The following is a 21,745-nucleotide window of genomic DNA, read 5'->3' on the forward strand; positions in this document are numbered from 1 at the left end:
ATATAATTATCAGGGGCAGTTATATGAAAAAATTATTTTTTTTCTTACTGACTTTAAGCATGGCAGCGGTTTTTATAGGCTGCGGCAAACCGGCAGAACAGGCTTCAAAACCTACAAAAGAAGGCAAAAAAGTTTTTATTGTTGATTCATATCATCAGGATTACATCCCTAATTCAATGAGCCGCGATGCGGCTTTAAAAATACTAAAACCCGAAGGTATTGATGTTCAGGTATTCTATCTGGACTCTAAAAACATTACGGATATAGGCAGACTAAAACAAAAAGCAAAACAAGCTGTTGAACAAATAAACCAATATAAACCCGATATAATTCTGGCTTTTGATGACGCAGCAAGCAAATATGTTATCATGCCGTATTTCAGGAATTCTGAAATTCCCGTTGTATTTAACGGTGTAAACTGGGACGAAAAACAGTACGGATATCCCTATAAGAATGCCACAGGCCAGCTGGAAGTAGAGCTGCTTCTTGAACTTATTGAAACCATTAAAAAATATTCAAAAGGCAATAAAATCGCGATGCTTACCGGCGATACCGAAACTGACAGGGATTCGCTGAAATATTATAACAATATTCTTAAAGTATCATTTTCAGAAGTCCGTTTTGTAACTGATTTTGATTCGTGGAAAAAAGCTTTTCTGGAAATGCAGAAAACTTCAGACGCTTTATTTCTAAGAAATAATCCGGGCATTAGGGGATGGAACACGTCAGAGGCGGAATCGTTCGTGCTTGAAAATATAAAAGTAATAACATTCACGGTGTCAACGCATCTTGAGGATATTTCAGTTATAAGCTATGCCAAGGATAATTCCGAATTCGGAGAGTACTCGGCGCTTACCGCGCTGGATATTTTAAACGGCAAAAAACTTTCTGAAATACCAATTACCAAGTCACACCGCGCAATTGTAATTCTTAATATGAAACTTGCGAAAAAATTGGGAATAATTTTCCCCATGGAATTTATTGAACAGGCGAGGTTTGCGGGAGAATGAACAAAAAAAGATACAGCATAACAACAGCCGTTTTCGTCATTGCAATATTCACCTTTTTTCTGTCTTCCGCTTTTTATATTCTGCTTACCGGCACCCGCCTTAAAACAATTATTGACAATAATAAAACCGAACTAATCACGCATAAATTTGACGGTATATCCGGTATTCTGGAAAGAAAAAATGACCGTTTAATACTGTCACAAAACATTGATGCTTACCGTAAAGCTTTTCAGGATTCCGCGCTTTTCGACATACATAAAACCTACTGCAACAACCTGGAAAAGGGCGCTTCTATACTGATAATTAAACATGACGGCGAAATACTTTCACACCAGGAACATACCGGCATCAAAATACAAGAAATACCTGAACGCTTAAAAAATAAAATAATATCAAAAGACAGCGGCGAATTCACGGATAATATCAAAAATGAAAAATTCTGGTATATTTTTAAACATTACCCGTCATGGGACTGGTTTATAGTTTATTCACTTCCGGTAAAAGAAAAGTACTCTGAAATCAAACCTTTTTACGCCGGATTCATAGCGGCGGGAGGGGCGGCGTTTCTTGCAGGAATGCTGTTTTTAACATTTTTTGTTTATAAATCCCTGCTTCCAATTGTAAAACTTACAAAAGCCACCGAAGCCATTACCGAAGGCGATTTAAATTACAGAATTGACACTTATGGCTATGATGAAATATCGGTACTTGCGGAAAACTTTGAAAAAATGCGCGTAAGTATAAAAGATAAAATCATGGAACTTGAAAAGACAATGAAAGAACTTAAGCGTTCTAACGAGGATCTGGAGCAATACGCTTACGTATCTTCCCACGACTTAAAAGAACCCCTGCGTATCCTGCGCCTTTATTCAGACCTGCTGCAAAAAAAATACAGCCCTTCACTTAATGACGAAGTAAAAGAAATACTGAATTTTATTTCCACCGCGGCCGAACGCATGACAACGCAGATACAGGACATTCTTGAATATTCCAGAGCCGGCAGGTTTGAAAGCGGTATTGAGACCATTAATATTAAAGAACTTATAAATGGAGTAATTATGTCTTATTCAAAGATGTATTCAAACGCAGTAATCAAATACGAAAGCGGCGAAGTTTTTATCATAGAAGGCGACAGCACAGGTTTTAAACAGGTTTTTTCCAATCTGATTGAAAATGCCATTAAATATAACCGGTCAGAAATCCCCGAAATAAAAATAACTTCTTTTATTGAAAATGATAACGTGGTATTTGCTGTTGCCGACAACGGTATCGGTATAAATAAAACATATTTTGATAAGATATTTGAAATCTTTGAAAGCCTTCATCCAAAAGATGAATTTCCGGGCACCGGCATAGGGCTGGCGCTGTGTAAAAAAGTGGTGGAACGCCACGGAGGCAGAATATGGGTGGAATCTGACGGCGAAGGCGGGCCGGGCTCTGTATTCAAATTTAAGCTTCCCCTAAAACAAAGGCGGGCCTCGGGCTGAACTGAAACGCTTAAAGCCTTTTAAAACCGCTATGTCAATTCATTCCCGTATTTGCTATAATGGTAAAAAGGGGATTAAATGAAAATACTTATTTACGCATCAAAAGAAAAGGCGGATTATTTCAGGCAGCTGGTATCATCCAATAACGTGGAATTTTTACACCTTGAAAAAAAAGAAAATATTTCTGTCCCTTCAGATATAATTCCTTACTTTGACCTTGCCTTAATATCGCTTTCTTTTGACTTTGACACATCTTACGCTTTGATTCAGAAACTTCGTGAAGAGCGTTCCGGTTCAAAAGTGGCGGCAATAGCAGAAAGAAATGCAGCGGACGATATCATGAGCAAACTTTTCGAAATGGACATTGATGACTATTTTATCCTGCCTGATGATTCAAAACGCCTTTTATGGGCCATAGAAAAATTATCTTCCCCCAAAAATATCGAAAAACAAAGTATTAAAAAGGGCGAAGACCGCCTTGTAATTATCGGTGAATCTCCGTCTGTTTTAAATATGATGAAATTCATTAAAAAAACCGCGCCTTCAGACCTTCCGGTTCTTATAGAAGGCGATAGCGGCACAGGCAAAGAACTTATAGCCAACGCGCTTCATGTTCAAAGCAGCCGCTCTTCCGGGCCTATTATCGCAATTAACTGCGGCGCGATGCCGCACGACCTTTTAGAGAACGAACTGTTCGGCCACGAAAAAGGCGCCTTTACGGGCGCCGCAGGTAAAAAAAGAGGCCTGTTTGAACTGGCAGACAACGGCACGCTTTTCATAGATGAAATAGGGGAAATGGACGGCGCCTCTCAGGTTAAACTGCTGCGCGTGCTTGAAACAGGCACCTTCCGCAGGCTGGGAAGCACCGAAGAGCTTCATTCAGATGTCCGCATAATTGCGGCTACAAACAAAGTTCTGGAAAATGAAATAACCGCAGGCAGGTTTAGGACAGACCTTTATTACCGTTTATCCGTTTTAAGAATAGCGGTACCGGCTTTAAGAGAACGTGCGTCCGACATACCGCTTCTTATAAACCACTTTATAAATCAGTCCGGCATCGATAAGAATATCAGCACAGAAACTATTGAAGCACTTACAGCTTATTCATGGCCCGGAAATATCCGCGAACTTAAGAACGCTGTAAACAGCGCGGTTGTGATGTCTGAAGGGCAGGAGATTAAAATAAGCGACTTTCCGGAAGCGGTAAGAAAAAAACAACAGACCTCTCCCGTACAGATTTCACAGGATGACGGTGATAATACAGGGACTTTAAAAAACTTTATCGAAACAGCAGAAAAAGAATTTTTCATAAGGGCTTTAAACAAATTTGGCGAGAACAAAACAGAAATGGCCAAAGCCCTTAACATAAGCAGGGATATGCTTTACAGGAAGCTGAATAAGTACGGGATTTCGTACTGATAGAAGCTTAGACGCTTGGATGCTTAGAGGCTTGGTAAGAACGGACGGTTAGACAATTGACAAAACAAATACAAAAATTAAATCCGCGTAATCATAAGAAACGTGCTTAACAATTAATATGCAATCTAAACCAACTACAACTGCCGCGCCTTAAAAGGCGCGCCTACCAACGCTCTTGTATTCCAAGCCTCCAAGCCTCCAAGCATTCCAAGCCTCTAAACATCTAAGCCTCTGCGATAGTTTCTTCACTGTCCTAATAATCATACACCTGCCTGTTGCAAAATGGAGTGCTGTTACAATACACTTCCTGATTTTCCCTTTATAAATAACAAAAATACATTTGGCACGCATATTGCTTATATAAGGATTGCAAAACGCTCTTAAACAACAAAACACAGATGGAACATGGCAGCACTGGACGATTTAACCCTCCCAACCCCCCTAATTCCCCAGTTCAGTGCTGCCACCTAAAAAATAACTCATTAAATACATGGTTCTTTAGAAGAAAAACACATTACCTCATACTTCGGGCGGCACTGGTCGTTTTAACCCTCCCAAACCCCCAAATTCCCCTAATTCCAGTGCCACCCGGGTATATTAAAAATGATTCAGGAGATTTTATGTCACAGGAAACATCAACACAAAGCAGACAGATGACAATAGTTTTTTTCGGAACGCACGGCCCGGTTTTAAAAGGCATTACAGAACTTTTTGAACCTGAAGATTTTTCGGTTACACATTTTTATTCCAAAGACCTTCCTGAATATATCAATAAGATAAACTGCGACTCTGTCATTTATACAATCGCCGATAAGTTATCACAGGAAGACCTTGAAAATCTGAAACTGCTTAAAAAACAGGATGACCTTCTTCCGGTTATTGTTATCAGCACTGACACCGGCAAAGAATCCGAAACAAAAATAAGGCAGCAGGGAATAATGTATTTTTTCACAGAACCTTTTGAAAACGCGCACCTGCTTAGTATCATTAAATCCGGTTCCGCACTTTACAGAAAAAAATCTCAGCTTTACAACGCAAATTAATATATAAATACAAAAATTTTATACCATTGAATGAAAAATTAACAGTTGTAAGGTAATAATTTATACTGTAAAATCAATAATCAGATAAAAAAAAAGGAGGACTTCATGGAAAACGTAACAATACTTATAGTTGACGATAATCCTGTTGACGTGCGGCTGACAATAGAAGCGCTGAAACAGAAAAATAATCATAATGAAATTATAGTACTGTCTGACGGCGAAGAAGCCCTTAACTTTTTAAATAAGAAAGGGCAGTATAAAAACGCGCCCGTGCCGGATGTAATTCTGCTTGACCTTAAAATGCCAAAAGTAAACGGGCAGGAAGTACTTGTACAGATAAAAAACGACCCAAAACTTTCTTCAATACCGGTCATTGTGCTTTCAAGTTCTGACGCGCCGGCTGATATCTCGGAGAGTTATTTAAACAAAGCAAACTGTTACATCACCAAGCCCTTTGACGTGGATGAATTCTTTAGAACAATTCAGGCAATTGAAAATCTCTGGTTTGACAGGGCAAAATTACCAACAGCACCAATCAAGAAATAAACTGCCCAAAAATACTCATTCCTGCCGGAAATCCGGCACCCCTTCCATAAAAACCCCTTATTTTTATAGCTTTTTTTCCGGCACGTATATTGCTATTAATATGATGCAGGAAAATAAAATTAGGAGGTAATGAAAATGAAAACCATAACAAAAACACTTTTAGCGGTAATCTGCCTGGTATTTGCGTCCTTAAACTTAAATGCGGCTTCAATTATTCACTCAATAGCCGTGGTATCCGATTACGGCGGAGAGGCTTACGTAACAGCGCCGGACGCTAAAAAACGGGCTAACGCGTCTATAAGTATGCCTGTTTTTGAAGGCTCGTCAATAAAGACGCTTTCTGACAGCTACATTGAAATCACCTTTGACGACGCCACAATGGTTCGCCTTGAGTCCAATGCCGAACTTAAATTAACCGAACTTAAAAGAGACAAATCAGCAGTAACGGTTTTTAACCTTCTAAAGGGCCGCCTTCTTGCCGTTGTTGATAAACTTCGCGACGCAGATTCCACATTTGAAATTCATACTAAAATGGCAGTCGCTGCCGTAAAAGGGACAGAACTTGCGATAGACGCGGATGACAACGGCGCTTCGCTTGGGGTAAACGAAGGGCTTGTGGCTTTTTTCGCGCAGGGAAATAATAATAGAATAATGGTAGGAAAAGGAAAAGAATCAAAATTAAACAGGGGCGCTTTAAGGCCGTCTTCTCCGTCAGATTTAAGCTCCATGTGGAAATTTGAACGCAGGTTTGATTCTATGAGGGAAGAAATAAAAGTTATAAGGCAGTTAAAACAGGAAAACGGCGATGGCGTTATTCAGTATATGATAAAGAAGAAACTTCAAAAAGAAGGCAAGACAGAGGGCAAAGCCGAAACTAAACTGACCCTCGGCGGAAAAGATACCGAGGACACCAGAAAAGCACAGGCACGTATACAGAAACACTTTAAAAACAAACTGCGCGGCGAAATGAACTCCGCGTTAAAACATTCATGGGAAGATTTAAGGTTTGTTAACAACGAGATGAAAGCCGACCTTCACCTTGGCAAAAATATGACAGATGTTAAAGGCAGAAGGGTAAGGATAGAAGAATACGTTTTCAGGCCCGCGCCAAACCAGGTGGACCTGCTTTCAATCACATTAAGGGATGACAGGGTAGATTACCTTCGCGCTATGAATATGTTTAACACGCCTCTCCCAAAAATAATACCCTCTTCAGCGTGGCAGAAAGCGTGGGTTTCTATTGATATGCCAAAGTTCTACAGGACACAGGAACGCGTCGTTATATCAAATACCGAACACCGCGTTGAAACAATATTAAAATACGGATATCAGGAAGCAGTACTGGGCGGAAACGGTTATGAAATGGTATATTCAGGAAATGCTGATGATGACTTTTTGTTTGCTCAGCCCAAACGATTAGGCGCTGATTCTAACTTATGGATTCTTCCGGAATACGAAACAGCACTGTGGATTGACGGCGACATAAAAGAACATCAGAAATATATCGCTGACAGGACCAAATTATGGCAGAACTTGCTTCCGATGGAATACAAATGGATAAAAATGGCGGATGACAAGACCTTTACGGGCGACATTGTTCTCCCGCTAGAAGGAAAAAACGATATAGAGTATGCCGCATGGAAAGCAACCGGAGATCCTTACGCTTATACCAATGTTGTTGTAACAACAGATAATAAATATATTGCCTTTACCAATCCCCCCGACAAAGCGGTTAATGCCGACCTTAAGTGGGTTCAGACAAAAAGATACAACGACGGCAGCTGGTTAAAGACAGAACTGTATTTAATAAACGATTATGGAACAATTCAGCAGTGGAACGGCGGCTTAAGGGATTTTGCGGATATCCTTAAATTCACCAACGTGGAACTTAACCTTACATCATCAGAATTTAACGGTCAGGATATAGACATAGTTTCCAAACTGCTTTGGTGGACAATGTTAAACCCTAACAACTAAGATTTTCCCTTAAACGGGGTAGAAGGAGGAAGAAATGAAAAAGATTATTTTCGCACTTGTAACAGGATTGCTTTTGTCAGGCACTCAGCTTATCGCGGCAGAACAGACAACACAGCCGATACAGACAGCGGCACAGGAACAGGCATTTGAAACACTTGACCCGCAGCAGCAGGAACAGGTAATGGAAGAAACGCAGGCAAAATGGAAGAATATGTCAGAAGAAAAGAAACTTAAAGCAAAAGAAAAGACAAACGCAAAGTGGCAGAAAATGAACGGCGAACAGAAAGCAAAAGCCGCCAAAAAAGTTAAAGCAAAATGGGAAGGCTTAAATGAAGAACAGAAAATTCAGGCACGCGAAAGGGCAAGGAAAATGAAACAGGAAAGAGCCGGCAATCAGGACGGCAGCGGCAATAAAGAAATGAACAAAAACAAATCACAGAAAATGAATAAGAATATGTCCGAAACACAGAAAGAACAGGCAAAAGAAAGGGTTCAGGAAAGAACACAGGAAAGGGCAAAATCAGGGTCAGGAAAAAGATAAATTCAGTTAAAAAGGGCCGCTTAAAAGCGGCCCTTTTTAATTTATAGGAGCCTGCTTTTGAGAAAAACATTACTGCCTTTAATATTTATTTTTTTTATTCCCGCTTTTGCCCTGCCTTCAGATTTTACGGCAGAAATATTTTTTAACACATCAGGGACAAAAGGAATTTCAGCGGATATTTACGCGGAAATTGAAGACAGCGCGTTTATGATAACAGCACTTTATTCATTTTCATCAGTTGATACAAACGCGTTCTCGGCGGGCGCCTCTTACTACACCCCCATAAATGATATTTTTTCACTTTTAGGCAGTTATACATTTTATACCGGCAGCACCTATTACTCTTCGGCAACAGAAACAGCAGCAGAAGAAGTAAGTTATCCGGTGGGACTTATATCACACAGCGTTTCTCTTTTACCCTCGTTATTATTTGATTCCCTTGAAATAACACCGGGCGCGTCTTTTGCGGTTGATACCGTAAGTTATCCCGTGTTAAACGAATATTACACCGGAAGAAGGGCTGATTCACAAAAAAACTACGTATCTTACACAACTGCGGCCCCCGAACTGTCTGCATCATATTATTTTGAAGATGATCTTACAGCCGGAATATCCGGAAATTATGTGTTTTATTCAATAAATCCGTCAGCTGTTTATGACGCTGCCGGGGCAACTTTAAATACCTCCGCGGAGGCTGCAAGCGTTGATGCCGCCGTTTCGTTTAAAAAATACACGATTTATGCTTCTTTAAAAAAGAAATTTAACCCTGTCTCGCTTGCCCTTAAGTTATCATTTAAAGAATATCACATCCCCGAGGCAGGGCATTATATCTTCCATTCATATTCGGCAGATGTAAAAGCGGGATATCAGTTTTCAGAGGATATGTCCGTGGAAATCCGCCCCGAATACAGTTTTCTGCGGTATTCGGACAATTCCACAGGGAATAACTTATATATCTCTTTGTCGGCCACACACAAATTTTAAAATTGAAATTATCAGTTTATAAGGTTATAATTACTCCATAAAAAATATTTAGGGGAGGCCTTTTTGTGAAGAAATTATTTTTATCATTATGTTTTTTACTGTTAATTATAACCGGTATTTTTGCTTGGGAATTTACGCCCGCGCTTGACCTTAACGCCAATATTGCTTATCCTTATACCTCCGTTGATGAGGAACTTCAGAAAAAACTAAGCGGCGCTGTTGATGCCGCAGGTTCTTTTATGGTAAACACGGATTTATTGCCGCAGCTCTGGTTTATACCCACTGTAACTTTAAATTACGCCTCTACAGCCCAGCCCCTGAACATAGACGATGAGCGTTTTCTGTTTTCACAGTGGCTGGATGCTTACATCTCTTACGGTGTTAACTATGAAATTAACCCCGGCGCATGGGAATTAAGGCTGCGCGGCTTTTACAGAAAGGACTTTTCACAACAGACTCAGGATGAAGTTGTTGGCAAAGGGCTTTACGATTATGCAGATAAAGGGTTCTACTTTGAAAATATCAATATCTTTGACATCGGGGATATGGGCAATGAAATTGCAGCCGGGTTTAAATACACCGACAGGCGTTTTCCTAATTATTCAACACTTATATCAGACCCGGACGTTCAGGAGCTTATCGGTAATAATTCCAACCCCAACACTTATACAAAAGAAAAAGACAGCCTTTCATACAACATTTATGCCTCTGATAACATCAAATGGGGAAGTTCCAACTGGTTTACAAACTTTGAATTTTCATACGAATACACGCCTTATACGGAACAGAAAATCATTTACCTTGACGGAGTGCTGTCCGATGAACGCAGGGTTGATAAGTATTCCCGCTTAACCCTTGAAATTCCTTATTACGCTGATGACTACAGCGGGGTATCTTTTGGATACGGGCTTACGGTAAAACTGACCAACCAGAATTATTACGACCAGCTTGGAACCACAGAACCCGAAGACGACAAGTACATTAAAAATTATTACAATTACATGGGGCACACGCTTAACTTCACCATTCACTACGGCATCCCGGACCTGTTATTTAAAGGCCAGACCACAACAGCCGTTATTGCCTTAATGGTGGAAGCAGTTAACTACAACACCCGTTACGCAAAGGATTTAGAGGGCTTATATAAGCCCGACCTTCAGAAAGACAACAACTATACAGTATCGCTTGACCTTAAACATTTAATATTTGAATGGTGGGAAGTTTCAGCGAAAGCCTCATTTACGGATTATAATTCCAACATGCAGTATGAAACCTTTGGCCTGTACAATTACAGCTATTTCACCGCAGGAATTGGTTCTTCCGTCAGTTTCTAAAAATGAAGCATAAAAAACTGCTTAAATGGGAAATTTTTTCCGGCTTCGCGGCAATACTGCTTATTAACGTTTTTCTGCTTAACCTTTTTGTGAACACCGCTTTTAAAAACATCCTTGACGCGGAAACAGACAGCAGGTTAAAAGCGGTCGCGCAGCACATTGATTCATTCACAGACCCCATAATTTTTTCACTTTCAAAAGATTACGCTTCAACCGGTATATATTCAGATTTTATGGATGCCCTTAAAAAGCAGGCCGAACTTTGGAAAACCGATATCACCTTATTCGGCATTAATGGCGGTATAAGCGCTTCCACATCACAATCACAGCCGCTTTTAGACAGTTACATTACGGCAATGGGGTCGCAATATTCCGTCACTTTTTTTGACAACGGCGTACCCATAAAAAAATATTACCATAACTATTCAAGAAACGGAAAAACTTACGGCACCATAACCCTTGAACAGAAAGGGGAGTCCCTTCAGGCTTTTACAAATATTAAAAAATCACAGCTTACCATAGTGGCATTATTGCTTCTTGTTTCAATGATTTTGGCTTTTATATTCTCTTACTTTGTCACAAAAAGGATAGGGCAGACCGTTACCGCGATGGAACAGATTTCGTCCGGCGCTGAAAACCCTTTAATACCTTCCGGATTTGATGAAATCACCTATCTGCAGCAGGGTATAAATAACATGGTTCAGGCTCTGAAAGAATCACAGGAAACCCGTTTTAAAGAGATTCAGATAACCGCCATGGGGCTGGCGCATGAGATTAAAAACCCGGCCGCCGCAATTCACGCACTGGCAGAGCTTATACAAAGGCCGGGACAGGAAAAAAACAGCGTTAAACTGGCGGAAAAAATCCGCGAAGAGATAATGAGATTAAATAACATTACCGACCGCTTTATACATTTCGCTAAAGAAGAAGACGTAATGCGAGAGGAGATTCCGGCGCTTGATTTTATGGCGCTTATAACAGACCAGTATCCGGATGTGGAAATTCACATAAACCCCAGGACAGCCTCTATAAACATAGATACTCTTCTTATGGAACGGGCGGTAAAAAACATTGTCAAGAACAGCTATGAAGCAGGCGCTTTGTCGGTTAAACTGACATATAATGAGCCCGCGCGCACAATTACCATAACCAATAACGCGCAGTTAATTGACGCAGATGCGGCGGAAAAAATATTCATTCCGTTTTTTACCACAAAGCCCGGCGGCATGGGAATCGGCCTTGCCATTACAAAAAATATAATTGAAAAACACGGCGGCAAAATTCAATACAAATCAGAAAACGGCCTTAACGTATTTATAATCACAATAGGGCAGAAAAAGGGTTAACGATGAACAGGGTGCTTCTTGTAGAAGACGAAAAAAACATACGCGAATCAGTGGAAACCGCGCTGTCGGACAGGTATGAAGTATCGGCTTTTGATTCCGCGGAGAAAGCTTTAACCGCGCTTAGCGACAATGGATTTGATATTCTTATTACAGACATAAAACTTCCCGGCATTACCGGAATTGAACTGCTTAAAAAATTTAAAACACTAAGCCCGGATTCCCCTGTAATAGTAATGACCGCTTTTTCTTCCATAAACAGCGCCATAGAAGCTATGAAAGCCGGCGCCGATGAATACGTTCCCAAGCCGTTTTCGCTTGAAGAACTTGAAATAAAAACAGAAAATCTTCTTAAAATTAAAAAACTTAAAGAAGACAAGAACTTATATGTAAGCCAGCAGGACAGCGCCTTTGGCGAAATAGCCGGGACAAGCCCGGAAATAAATTCTATAAAAACCGGCATTTCAAAAATAGCCGCAAACGACGTCACGGTGCTTATTACAGGGGAAACCGGTACGGGCAAAGAACTTATCGCGTACACCATACATAAATTAAGCGGCAGAAAAGGGCCTTTTGTGCCTGTCCACTGCGCCGCGTATGCCAAAGGCGTCATAGAGTCAGAGCTGTTCGGCCACGAAAAAGGCGCGTTTACGGGCGCTGACAAGCTTAGAAAAGGAAGGATAGAAACAGCACAGGACGGGACGCTTTTTCTTGACGAACTTGGCGACATTCCGCCCGACATTCAGGTTAAGCTGCTGCGCGTACTTGAAAATAAAACTTATGAACGCGTGGGCGGCAGTAAATCATTATCCACAAACGCAAGGGTTTTGTGCGCCACAAACAGAAACCTTGAAGAGCTGATAAAAAAAGGGGAGTTTCGGGAAGACCTGTTTTACAGGGTAAATGTTTTCCCGATTAACATACCGCCTTTAAGGGAAAGAAAAGGGGATATACAGCCTCTTGCGGAGACATTTGCGTCAAGACGCGGCAGTTTTACGATTAACACGGCGGGCAAAAACGCGCTTTTAGCATACAGCTGGCCCGGCAACGTAAGGGAACTGCAGAATATAATTGAACGCGCGGTAATACTGTCCACGGGCAGCGAACTTAACATCACAGATGCCCTTGGAAAACCGGCCGCAGAGGCGGAATCACCGGGAAACGGCGGACTTGAAAATATAGTGGAGGCCTTTGAAAAAAAGATTATTGAAGCCTCGCTGAAAAACAATAATTACAACCAGACAAAAGCATCAAAAGAACTTCAGATAAGCAGGACGACACTGCAGTATAAAATTCAAAAATATTCAATCACGGAGAAAACCGGTGATTAAAAAATCTATTTTTGTACTAATTACAATTTTAACTTTATGGCAGGCTTTACCGGCCGATGCGGTTTTAACCGATTTGGCATCTGAATCAGTTAAAAAACATCAGGAGCTGCTTGTAACAATTGCAGAAAAAGAAAGAATCCTGAACACCTTAAGGATGAATCCGGCAAAGGCATCTTTATGGAATTTTGCCGACAGAAACCGGCGCGAACGCACGGTCCAGCAGCGCAGCCGGCTTATAAATGAAATAAACAGTTTAAACCATCAAAGCGATCAGGTTAAGCTGGATATCCTTAGCCAAAGGGCCGGCCTGTATGAATCCTTAAAAAATCCTTCAGAGATTACAGACAGCCTTGTAGCCGCAATAAATTACGGCGACAAACTGGAATTTGAACGACTTGCGGCATACCAGTTTCTGGACCAGGCCAGCATAAGCCTTAAAAACGGCTCTGATAAGGCCGAACTGCTTAAGACCATATATACCAGGCAGAGTCTGGTTATAAACGACATAGATGCCATGATATCCCGTCTAAAAGCTAAAAATACCGCCTTAAAAGCCATTTCCGGAGCATTTATAGGTGAAATTGACACACAGATACAGGAATTGGGGGAAATACGCAGAAAAGGGCAAATATCGCAGGATTTGATTAAAGATAAGTAACAGCTGACAGGTTACAGGTTACAGGTTACAGGTTACAGGTTACAGGTTACAGGTTACAGGTTACAGGTTACAGGTTACAAGTTACTACAGGTTACAGGTTACAGGTTACAGGTTACAAGTTACAAGTTACAGGTTACAGGTTACAAGTTACAGGTTACAGGTTACAGGTTACAGGTTACAGGTTACAAGTTACAAGTAGAAATACTAAACAATTCAAGCGAATCATGGCAAAAATCACGAAACAAACGCACAGGTTTTCCACATAAAAAACAAATATTCACAACGTCGCATAATGTATCTTATGTTAACTAACAATTTTGATAAAACCTCCTGTACCGCACGTTATTGTATTACTGTTATTGTTTTTAATCTCTCTGCTTTTATTGGCGTTTTATAGGTTTGTTATTATATATTATAGCGCGCAAAACTTCTAATGAAATTTTCTGATTAAATTCGCACGCCGGTGTGATTCGGAGGAAATAAGTTATTCACATCCCCCTACTACAGCAGCTCGGAGGGTTGGCAGCTCGGCATCTCGGTTTAGACCTTTTGGTGGTTTGCCCTTGCCTTGGTAGGCGCGTCTTTTAAGGCGCGGTTGAAGCTAGCCTGCGAGCGGAAATCCCTGCGATGAAACGAGTTCACGAGCGTAAGAAGCAGGGACAGCTAAAATCTTAAACCACGCACCCTAAAGGGTTCGGTTGGAGCAAGCCTGGCAGGGACAGCCCGTAAAAATTGAGGGACGGATGGTCGGATACACAGAGGGACGGAGGAATAATGCCTAACCCATAGACTATTATAACCCATATCCCATAAATAAAACAAAGACGCTCGGAAGCTCGGTTTAGATTTGGTAGACGCGGGTCTTCAGCCCGCGGTAGTGGAAGTAAAAACACAAAATGCACGGGACGCGCAAAAACGATTCCCCTGCTAAAAACAAATCTAAACCACGCACCCTAAAGGGTGCGGCTACCAGAACGAAAATCAGATACTTGAAAGGTTGGTTTAGATTTGGTATATGCGTGTCTTTAAAACCTGTAACTTGTCAGCTGTAACTTGTCAGCTGTAACTTGTCAGCTGTAACTTGTCAGCTGTAACTTGTCAGCTGTAACTTTAGCTCTACGCCGACTGCCTTATGATAAATTTGGGGTCAAGGATTATAAGGCGGGATTCGTCTTTTCCAACCTGCCCGTTTATGCACCTGACGGCAAGTTCAAAAGCTTCAGAGCCAAGTTTTTCAAGGGGCTGTTTTACCGTGGTTAAAGCCGGCTTTGTAAATTCCGAAACGTTGATGTCATCGTACCCTACCACCGCGACATCCTTTGGAACGTCCAGCCCTGCCTGTTGAATCGCCTCTATAGCGCCCATTGCGACAAGGTCGCCGGCTGCACAAAATATTGCATCAAGATCTTTATATTCGGCCATAAACTCTTTGGTCCGCTGTACACCTTCATCAAACTCATAATAAGCCACGTGCTTAACCATTTTCTGGTCAAATTCAAGTTCATAGTCTTCCATTGCTTTTCTGTAACCTATAAGGCGTTCCACCACATTGGCGTTTGTCCTTTTATCAAGAAACTCGCCGGAGATAATGCCGATTTTCTTTCTTCCCTGCTTTATAAGGTGTTCAACCGCCATATAAGACCCTTTTACATTATCCACCTTAACAGTGTGCCCGCCTTCCACCGTTTCTTCAATAAATACAACGGGAATGCCTGCATTTTTATATGATTCAAGCAGGTCGCTTTCCATTGGCACACTTATGGATATCATGGCATCTGCCCTGCGTTCTAATAAGATTGTTTTTAAGATGTCGTTTTCAAAATCTGTCCTGCCTGTGGTGGGATAATAATTAACTTCATAAGGCCCTTTAAACAGGTGCGGCTCTATGCCGTGAAGTATTTCATGGACAAAATTATTGGAAAACAGTTTGGATACGACGGCTATAGTATGAAAATCATTGGGCATAAAAACCCTCTTTTTTTTTATTAATTACCTTAAAATGATTATATCATAAAAAGTTTAACTATTGCCGAAACAATAACCAGAACAAATACTAAATTAATCGTAGGAAAAAGGAGGTATTTTTTCACAAAAGATAACTATCCCCCGCCGCCCTCCCTCACTTCATCGCAGAGTTGCAAGTTGAGATTAGGTGAGAATTTTAGATAAATATATTAAAAACTCCGCTTTTCTGAACCGTTGCAAGATTTGCAATAATTCAATTCTGTTTTCGGAGGTAAAGCACCCTTATCTTTCATTTTCATGTCCCCTGTGTCTTATTTAATATATAAAAACTCTACTCCTTGCTTCTACTTATCAAACCAGTCCTGGGCCATATGCCTGAATTCGTGTTTCTTTGAAACAACGGTCATATGCCCGCCTGAAAGGTATATCTTTGATTCAAAAAGCGGGTTTTTTGCCAGCGCCGTGTGTATTTTTTCATCCAGGCTTTTAATTAAAGGATTATCCTTTGCTCCGGTGAACAATACCGGGCATTGAATTTTTTCAAGGCCTGCGGGAACATATTTTCTGCCTGATTTTGCAAATCTAAGCAGCATATCATTGTCCATCTGCATAACTTTTTTATACCTGAAACTGTGCTGTAGAAACCAGGCGTACCAGTACTTTCCGCGGATGGCTTCATTTCTGTCAGCAATAAGTTTTTCCGCCTCATCTAATTTCATACTCTCCCCCAGAAAACTGTCCGCGATTACTTTTTTAACAAGCCCCGGCGCTTCTATCGCCATATTAAGCGCCACCATTGCTCCGCCTTCCGTGCCAATCACATACGTCTTCTGCACGCCAAGCGCGGCGCATACTGAAACCGCGCACTTTGCCATTTCACGCCAGAAATCATCCGGAAACTGCTTAACCGGGTCAGACTTGCCGTGCCCCGGATAGTCAAACATAAACGTCCTGTACACGCGCCTGTAATGCTTATATTCCCCGCCCATCATCGCGCTTGATACTGTATTACCATGAAGAATAAGCAGGTGTTCCCCTTTTCCTTTGGCTTTATAAAATACCCTTTGTCCCTGATAAGCAATATACGGCATTATAATTCTCCTTATTTTTTAAGTTGAAAGTTTACTTTTCAGTAAGCTTCCGGGCAAGTTTTACGGCTTCGTAAGCGTCCTTTGAATAACCGTCCGCCCCTATTTCATCGGCATACGCCTGGTCTACAACCGCTCCGCCTATAATGAACCTGGCGTTAAGGCCCTCTTTTTTTGCAAGGTCAATAACCGGTTTCATTTCTATCATTGTGGTGGTCATAAGCGCGGACAAACCAATAACCTGCGCCCCTGTTTCTTTTGCTTTTTTAACTATCTCTTCAGCAGACACATCTTTGCCAAGGTCAAACACCTGAAACCCATAATTCTTCAGCATCAAAGATACTATATTTTTACCTATATCGTGGATGTCGCCTTTAACCGTTGCCATTACCACTTTTTTCTGCGACCCTTCCGTTTCACTTTTTTTAAGCAGAGGTTCAAGTATGGCAAAAGCGGCTTTCATGGCCTCCGCGCTTTGTATTAACTGCGGAAGAAAATACTGTTTTTTCTCAAACAGATTCCCAACGTGGTTAATTGCCGGAATTAAAATATCATCCACTATTTTTGACGGGGCAATATTACCAGCCACCGCTGAATTTATAAGCCCGGTTATTTTCTCTTTATTCCCTTTTACAACCGCTTCGTAAATCTGCTCTTCGTTAGATTTGCCGCTAACCTGCGCCGCTTTGGAATCGGGTTTTACTGCATTGCCAAACTTCTCTATGTAAAGCGCGCTGTTGGTGTCGGTGGCGTTTAAGACATCTGACGCCGCTTTAATCTGCATTAAAAGTTCCGCTGAAGGGTTGGCAATAACCGTGGTAAGCCCGCTGTTAACCGCCATTGCAAGAAAAGCCGCGTTTACATAGCCGCGTTCAGGCAGACCAAACGACACATTTGACAGACCGCAGGTTGTGTTAAAACCAAGCGCGGACGCTTTTTCGATTACGTCAAGCGTTACTTTAGCGGCTTTCTGGTCAGACGATACCGTCATTACAAGGCCGTCTATTATTATATCCTTTTCTGTGTATCCATATTTTTTTGCCTGTTTAAATACCCTCTGTACAACACTTATCCTGCTGCCCGAGTCTGCCGGAATGCCCTTGTCATCAAGGGGCAGTAAAATAAACATGGCGCCGTATTTAGCCGCGACAGGCAGAAGTTTTTCTATTTTTTTGGACTCTCCCGAAATGGAATTAATAAGCGCCCTGCCGGGATAAGCCCTTAACGCGGCTTCCACAACTTCCGGTGATGATGAATCTATACAAAGCGGAAGTTCAGACTGATTGCTTAATAACTCTATTATTTTTATCATTACGGCTTTTTCATCAATTCCGGCCATGCCCGCGTTTACGTCAAGAATCCCGGCTCCGCCGGCTGCCTGCTCTTCGGCAAAGCGCCTTACTTCGGCTGTTTTTCCTTCTTTTAATTCCGCCTGAAGCTGCTTCTTGCCTGTAGGATTTATACGCTCGCCTATTACTGTAAGCGGGTAATCACTGCCGATAAATACGGTTTTTCTTGCCGATGTCACAGCGCTGAAACTTACAGAATTATTTTTAAAACCCGTGTTTTTTATTTTACTGATTTCTTTAGCTGTTTTCTCTATGTACTCCGGCGATGTGCCGCAGCAGCCGCCTAACAGATTAATTCCCGCGTTTACAAAAGGCGCGGCAAAAGTACAGAATTCACCCGCTACCATTTCAAATACAGTTTTGCCGTCTTTTAATTTTGGCAGCCCGGCATTTGGTTTGGCCAGAAGCGGTATTTTAGAGTATGGTTTTAAAGCTTTAATTACTTCAAGCATCTCTTTTGGGCCGGTGGAACAGTTTGCCCCAAACGCGTCAATATTCATTGCCTGCAGTGTTATAAGCGCTGTTAACGGGTCTGTACCTGTAAGCGTCCTGCCGTCTTTATCAAATGTCATTGAAACCATTATAGGAAGGCTGCAGCTTTCCTGAACCGCCAATACCGCGGCGCGCGCTTCCTGAATGTCCATCATTGTTTCTATTGCAAAAAGGTCCACACCGCCCGCAAGAAGCCCTTTAACCTGTTCCTTAAAAATATTTACCATTTCTTCAAACGGGATGTCGCCAAATGGTTTTGGGAAATGCCCCGTAGGTGCAATGTCCCCTGCTATAAGAGCATGATTTCCCGCGGCTTTTTTTGACAAAAGCGCAAGGTCCCTGTTTATTTCAAAGGTCTGCCCCTTAAGTCCGTATTCTTCAAGTTTTACGGGATTGCCGCCAAAAGTAAAAGTATAAATGATATCAGAACCCGCTGCTGCGTATTCATTCTGCAGCCCTGACAGGACATCTGGATTTTCAAGCGCCCATTTTTCCGGGCAGACACCCGCGGGCATACCGCGTTTCTGCAGCGCCACACCGCTTGACCCGTCAAGTATAAGGACTCTTTTTTCCACAAGCTTTTTAAACTGTTTTTTTGTCATCTTCTCACCACGTTGTTTAATCATAAAATTATACGGCGTTTTTTAATGATATCATATCGCCCCGCCCGCATACAAGTTTTTATAAAGGGGGATTTGTTCAGTTTTTGTTCTTGTAGGGACGGTGCTCCCGCGCTGTCCGGCTTTTTTTCGAAGTTTGGATATGTAACTGTGGCAGATGTCTGTTTAGGGTACGGACTTAAAAATCAACTACCGCGGGCTAAAGACCCGCGTCTGCCAAACATTTAAACACCCGGACAAAAAAAATACCCAAACACGATTAGTTTTCGCATATATACATTTCCCCGTACTTCATTTCTCTAAAAAAAAGGCCCGGGCAATAAGCCCGGGCCTTGTAACAATGCTTATTTAATTATTCGAAAGAATCATTATTTGTCTTTCATCTTCTTTTTAACGTCTTCTTTCACTTTCTCTGCCTGTGCAGCTATTGAATTTCCTGCGTCTTCAATCTTTGCTTCAACTGATTTCAAGTTCTTTCCGGCTTTCTTTGCCTCTTTTTCTGCTATCTTTGCCGCCTTTTTCGCTTCTTTTTCTGCTTTCTTAGCTGCCTTTTTTGCTTCTTTTTCTACTTTTTTAGCTGCTTTTTCTGCAATCTTAGCCGCTTTTTTTGCCAATGCTGTTGCTTTCGCGTCCATAGAATTACCAACAGCTTCAACTGCAGCCGCAACTGAATTGCTTACGCCTTCAACCTTTGCCGCTGCTGATTTGGCATTGTTGCCCTTTTCTTCTGCTTTCTTTTCTGACGCAACTGCCATTGATACTGCAAAAACAAACGCTAACAAGACAATAAAAAATCTTTTCATTTCTGTTTCCTCCTTGAATTTTAATTACAAAAATCAGTTAATTTCAGTATGCAATTCTAACACTATTCTGCCAAATAACAAGCAATACCTTTATTTTTAGTATCTTGCCGGTATTGATACAGTGACATCTCTGTCTATACAGGTGCAGGTGAAGCCGAAAAAACTTCTGCGCCTAACGCATTTTAACCATTACCCCTATATCTGATTTAATCTGATTCCCTTTGTTATCCGTTACAAAGACCACATAATAATAGATACCATTTGCAAATTTTGACGTAAAGTCCGGCGCCATTTTTACATCATTGCTTCCCGCAAAACAATGTTTTTGTATTTCCGTTTCTTTTACAAGCCTGTATGCCATACTATAAATTCTTATTTTTATTATTTCCGCGCTTTTAGTCAGCGAAAATCTGAATGTAACACCCTCATTGCCCGACGGGTTTGGATATATCACCGTATTTCCGCCATCTACAAACCCAAGGCTTACATTGTTATTCACAGTTTGCGTTGCCGTAACAGTTGACGTACTGACGGGAGTTGTTGTCTCTGTTATTGTTTCTGTCACGGTTAAAGATGGTGTTTGGCTTATTACCTCTGTTGCGGTATTTGTGACAGTTTCAACAGCTGTTGCAGTATTAGTTTCAGTTATTATAATGGTTGCTGTCACCGTCTTTGTAATAGTATTTGTTATTGTTCGGGTAATTGTTTCGGTAATAGTCTCTTTCGGGGTTTCAGTAATTGTTTCTGTGGCTGTGGCTGTTGCTGTTACTGTTTCCGATGAGGTTTCAGTAACCGTCGCAGTGCCCGTTTCAGTTGCCGTTTCAGTTGCCGTTTCAGTTGCTGTTTCTGTGGCTGTTTCTGTGGCTGTTTCAGTAGCTATTTCAGTTACAGTTTCAGTAATTGTTTCCGTTGCGGTTTCCGTGGTTGTTGCAGTACCCGTTTCAGTGATAGTTTCTGTTACTGTCGCAGTCACCGTTCCGGTAACCGTTTCAGATGAAGTTTGGGTTGTTGTTGCTGTGGCAATTTCCGTTACCGTTTCTGTTACAGTCTCGGTTGCAGTCTCGGTTACCGTAGAAGTAGCAGTTTCTGTTACTGTCGTAGTACCTGTCTCTGTTATCGTTGCAGTGGTCGTTGTAGTTATTGTTTCAGTTACTGTTTGAGTTACTGTCGCAGTGGTCGTTTGAGTGATCGTTGAAGTAGCTGTCTCAGTACCTGTCTCGGTAGCCGTTTCAGTTACTGTCGCAGTGGGCGTTTGACTGGTCGTCGGAGTTGTCGTTTCAGTTACTGTCTCAGTAGTGGTTTCAGTTACAGTCTCAGTGGTCGTTGGAGTTATTGTTTCTGTTGCTGTCTTAGTAGCCGTTTCAGTTACTGTCTCGGTAGCCGTTTCAGTTACTGTCTCGGTAGCCGTTTCAGTTACTGTCTCGGTAGCCGTTTCAGTTACTGTCTCGCTGCCTGTTTCAGTTACTGTTTCGCTAGCCGTTTCAGTTACTGTCTCGGTAGTCGTTTCGGTTACTGTCTCGGTAGTCGTCTCGCTTACTGTCTCGGTACCCGTTTCAGTTATAGTCACCGTGATCGTTGGAGTTATCGTTTCTGTGGCTGTTTCAGTTACAGTCTCGGTAGTGGTTTCAGTTACAGTCGCCGTGGTCGTTGGAGTTATCGTTTCTGTGCCCGTTTCAGTTACTGTCTCGGTACCCGTTTCAGTTATAGTCACCGTGGTCGTTGGAGTTATCGTTTCTGTTACTGTCTCAGTACCTG

At 41.6% G+C, this 21,745-nt stretch carries 18 protein-coding genes and 1 pseudogene; 14 read left to right on the top strand and 5 right to left on the bottom strand.

What is annotated here, in order from left to right:
• The first annotated feature begins 23 nt into the window (after window positions 1-23).
• From CVV21_08020 to CVV21_08080, 13 genes and pseudogenes are all read left to right on the top strand, one after another.
• Window positions 24-1,010 (top strand): hypothetical protein, encoded by a 987-nt coding sequence (locus CVV21_08020; GenBank protein ID PKL91519.1) that lies wholly within the window; start codon window positions 24-26, stop codon window positions 1,008-1,010.
• Window positions 1,007-2,497, top strand: coding sequence for a hypothetical protein (locus CVV21_08025; protein PKL91520.1), 1,491 nt, complete (start codon window positions 1,007-1,009; stop codon window positions 2,495-2,497). Before CVV21_08020 ends, CVV21_08025 begins: the two co-directional genes overlap by 4 nt.
• A 78-nt stretch (window positions 2,498-2,575) precedes the next feature.
• Window positions 2,576-3,916, top strand: a complete 1,341-nt coding sequence (locus CVV21_08030; protein PKL91521.1) for a hypothetical protein — start codon at window positions 2,576-2,578, stop codon at window positions 3,914-3,916.
• A gap of 620 nt (window positions 3,917-4,536) precedes the next feature.
• A complete protein-coding gene (locus tag CVV21_08035) occupies window positions 4,537-4,959 on the top strand; it encodes a hypothetical protein (GenBank protein ID PKL91522.1) in 423 nt (140 codons plus the stop codon).
• A gap of 105 nt (window positions 4,960-5,064) precedes the next feature.
• Window positions 5,065-5,505: a response regulator gene (locus CVV21_08040; GenBank protein ID PKL91523.1), complete on the top strand. Its 441-nt coding sequence runs from the start codon at window positions 5,065-5,067 to the stop codon at window positions 5,503-5,505.
• 129 nt (window positions 5,506-5,634) lie between these two features.
• Window positions 5,635-7,482, top strand: a complete 1,848-nt coding sequence (locus CVV21_08045) for a hypothetical protein (GenBank protein PKL91524.1) — start codon at window positions 5,635-5,637, stop codon at window positions 7,480-7,482.
• 34 nt (window positions 7,483-7,516) lie between these two features.
• Window positions 7,517-8,023, top strand: a complete 507-nt coding sequence (locus tag CVV21_08050) for a hypothetical protein (protein ID PKL91525.1) — start codon at window positions 7,517-7,519, stop codon at window positions 8,021-8,023.
• Between the two features lie 57 nt (window positions 8,024-8,080).
• Window positions 8,081-9,007: a hypothetical protein gene (locus CVV21_08055; GenBank protein PKL91526.1), complete on the top strand. Its 927-nt coding sequence runs from the start codon at window positions 8,081-8,083 to the stop codon at window positions 9,005-9,007.
• A 65-nt stretch (window positions 9,008-9,072) separates the two neighbouring features.
• The gene (locus CVV21_08060) at window positions 9,073-10,341 is read left to right on the top strand and encodes a hypothetical protein (GenBank protein PKL91527.1); all 1,269 of its coding nucleotides are present in this window, start codon (window positions 9,073-9,075) and stop codon (window positions 10,339-10,341) included.
• A 2-nt stretch (window positions 10,342-10,343) separates the two neighbouring features.
• Complete coding sequence (locus CVV21_08065) at window positions 10,344-11,687, top strand: hypothetical protein (protein ID PKL91528.1); 1,344 nt, start codon at window positions 10,344-10,346, stop codon at window positions 11,685-11,687.
• A 2-nt stretch (window positions 11,688-11,689) separates the two neighbouring features.
• Window positions 11,690-13,015 (top strand): hypothetical protein, encoded by a 1,326-nt coding sequence (locus CVV21_08070; GenBank protein ID PKL91529.1) that lies wholly within the window; start codon window positions 11,690-11,692, stop codon window positions 13,013-13,015.
• Window positions 13,008-13,673: a hypothetical protein gene (locus tag CVV21_08075; protein ID PKL91530.1), complete on the top strand. Its 666-nt coding sequence runs from the start codon at window positions 13,008-13,010 to the stop codon at window positions 13,671-13,673. The genes CVV21_08070 and CVV21_08075 overlap by 8 nt, the downstream gene beginning before the upstream one ends.
• A gap of 3 nt (window positions 13,674-13,676) precedes the next feature.
• A pseudogene (locus CVV21_08080) lies at window positions 13,677-13,865 on the top strand (hypothetical protein).
• A 924-nt stretch (window positions 13,866-14,789) separates the two neighbouring features.
• Here CVV21_08080 and CVV21_08085 read toward each other — a convergent pair.
• The 5 genes from CVV21_08085 to CVV21_08105 form a co-directional block, all read right to left on the bottom strand.
• A complete protein-coding gene (locus CVV21_08085) occupies window positions 14,790-15,638 on the bottom strand; it encodes a hypothetical protein (GenBank protein PKL91531.1) in 849 nt (282 codons plus the stop codon).
• 344 nt (window positions 15,639-15,982) lie between these two features.
• Window positions 15,983-16,729, bottom strand: coding sequence for a hypothetical protein (locus CVV21_08090; protein ID PKL91532.1), 747 nt, complete (start codon window positions 16,727-16,729; stop codon window positions 15,983-15,985).
• Window positions 16,730-16,760: 31 nt separating this feature from the next.
• The gene (locus CVV21_08095; GenBank protein PKL91533.1) at window positions 16,761-19,169 is read right to left on the bottom strand and encodes a 5-methyltetrahydrofolate--homocysteine methyltransferase; all 2,409 of its coding nucleotides are present in this window, start codon (window positions 19,167-19,169) and stop codon (window positions 16,761-16,763) included.
• Window positions 19,170-19,555: 386 nt separating this feature from the next.
• The gene (locus CVV21_08100) at window positions 19,556-19,990 is read right to left on the bottom strand and encodes a hypothetical protein (protein PKL91534.1); all 435 of its coding nucleotides are present in this window, start codon (window positions 19,988-19,990) and stop codon (window positions 19,556-19,558) included.
• Between the two features lie 172 nt (window positions 19,991-20,162).
• Window positions 20,163-20,555: a hypothetical protein gene (locus tag CVV21_08105; protein PKL91535.1), complete on the bottom strand. Its 393-nt coding sequence runs from the start codon at window positions 20,553-20,555 to the stop codon at window positions 20,163-20,165.
• A 43-nt stretch (window positions 20,556-20,598) separates the two neighbouring features.
• On the opposite strand from CVV21_08105, the gene CVV21_08110 reads away from it, so the two are divergent.
• On the top strand, window positions 20,599-21,150 hold the full coding sequence (locus CVV21_08110; protein ID PKL91536.1) for a hypothetical protein: 552 nt from the start codon (window positions 20,599-20,601) through the stop codon (window positions 21,148-21,150).
• Window positions 21,151-21,745 lie beyond the last annotated feature (595 nt).

This window comes from Candidatus Goldiibacteriota bacterium HGW-Goldbacteria-1 (genome assembly GCA_002839855.1).
Taxonomy (GTDB): Bacteria; Oederibacteriota; PGYV01; order PGYV01; family PGYV01; genus PGYV01.

What these genes read in the sequence shown, in the direction of transcription:
- CVV21_08020 (PKL91519.1), top strand. Translation starts at nt 24, where the DNA reads ATGAAAAAATTATTTTTTTTCTTACTGACTTTAAGCATGGCAGCGGTT.
- CVV21_08025 (PKL91520.1), top strand. Translation starts at nt 1,007, where the DNA reads ATGAACAAAAAAAGATACAGCATAACAACAGCCGTTTTCGTCATTGCA.
- CVV21_08030 (PKL91521.1), top strand. Translation starts at nt 2,576, where the DNA reads ATGAAAATACTTATTTACGCATCAAAAGAAAAGGCGGATTATTTCAGG.
- CVV21_08035 (PKL91522.1), top strand. Translation starts at nt 4,537, where the DNA reads ATGTCACAGGAAACATCAACACAAAGCAGACAGATGACAATAGTTTTT.
- CVV21_08040 (PKL91523.1), top strand. Translation starts at nt 5,065, where the DNA reads ATGGAAAACGTAACAATACTTATAGTTGACGATAATCCTGTTGACGTG.
- CVV21_08045 (PKL91524.1), top strand. Translation starts at nt 5,635, where the DNA reads ATGAAAATGAAAACCATAACAAAAACACTTTTAGCGGTAATCTGCCTG.
- CVV21_08050 (PKL91525.1), top strand. Translation starts at nt 7,517, where the DNA reads ATGAAAAAGATTATTTTCGCACTTGTAACAGGATTGCTTTTGTCAGGC.
- CVV21_08065 (PKL91528.1), top strand. Translation starts at nt 10,344, where the DNA reads ATGAAGCATAAAAAACTGCTTAAATGGGAAATTTTTTCCGGCTTCGCG.
- CVV21_08070 (PKL91529.1), top strand. Translation starts at nt 11,690, where the DNA reads ATGAACAGGGTGCTTCTTGTAGAAGACGAAAAAAACATACGCGAATCA.
- CVV21_08085 (PKL91531.1), bottom strand. Translation starts at nt 15,638, where the DNA reads ATGCCCAATGATTTTCATACTATAGCCGTCGTATCCAAACTGTTTTCC.
- CVV21_08090 (PKL91532.1), bottom strand. Translation starts at nt 16,729, where the DNA reads ATGCCGTATATTGCTTATCAGGGACAAAGGGTATTTTATAAAGCCAAA.
- CVV21_08095 (PKL91533.1), bottom strand. Translation starts at nt 19,169, where the DNA reads ATGACAAAAAAACAGTTTAAAAAGCTTGTGGAAAAAAGAGTCCTTATA.
- CVV21_08100 (PKL91534.1), bottom strand. Translation starts at nt 19,990, where the DNA reads ATGAAAAGATTTTTTATTGTCTTGTTAGCGTTTGTTTTTGCAGTATCA.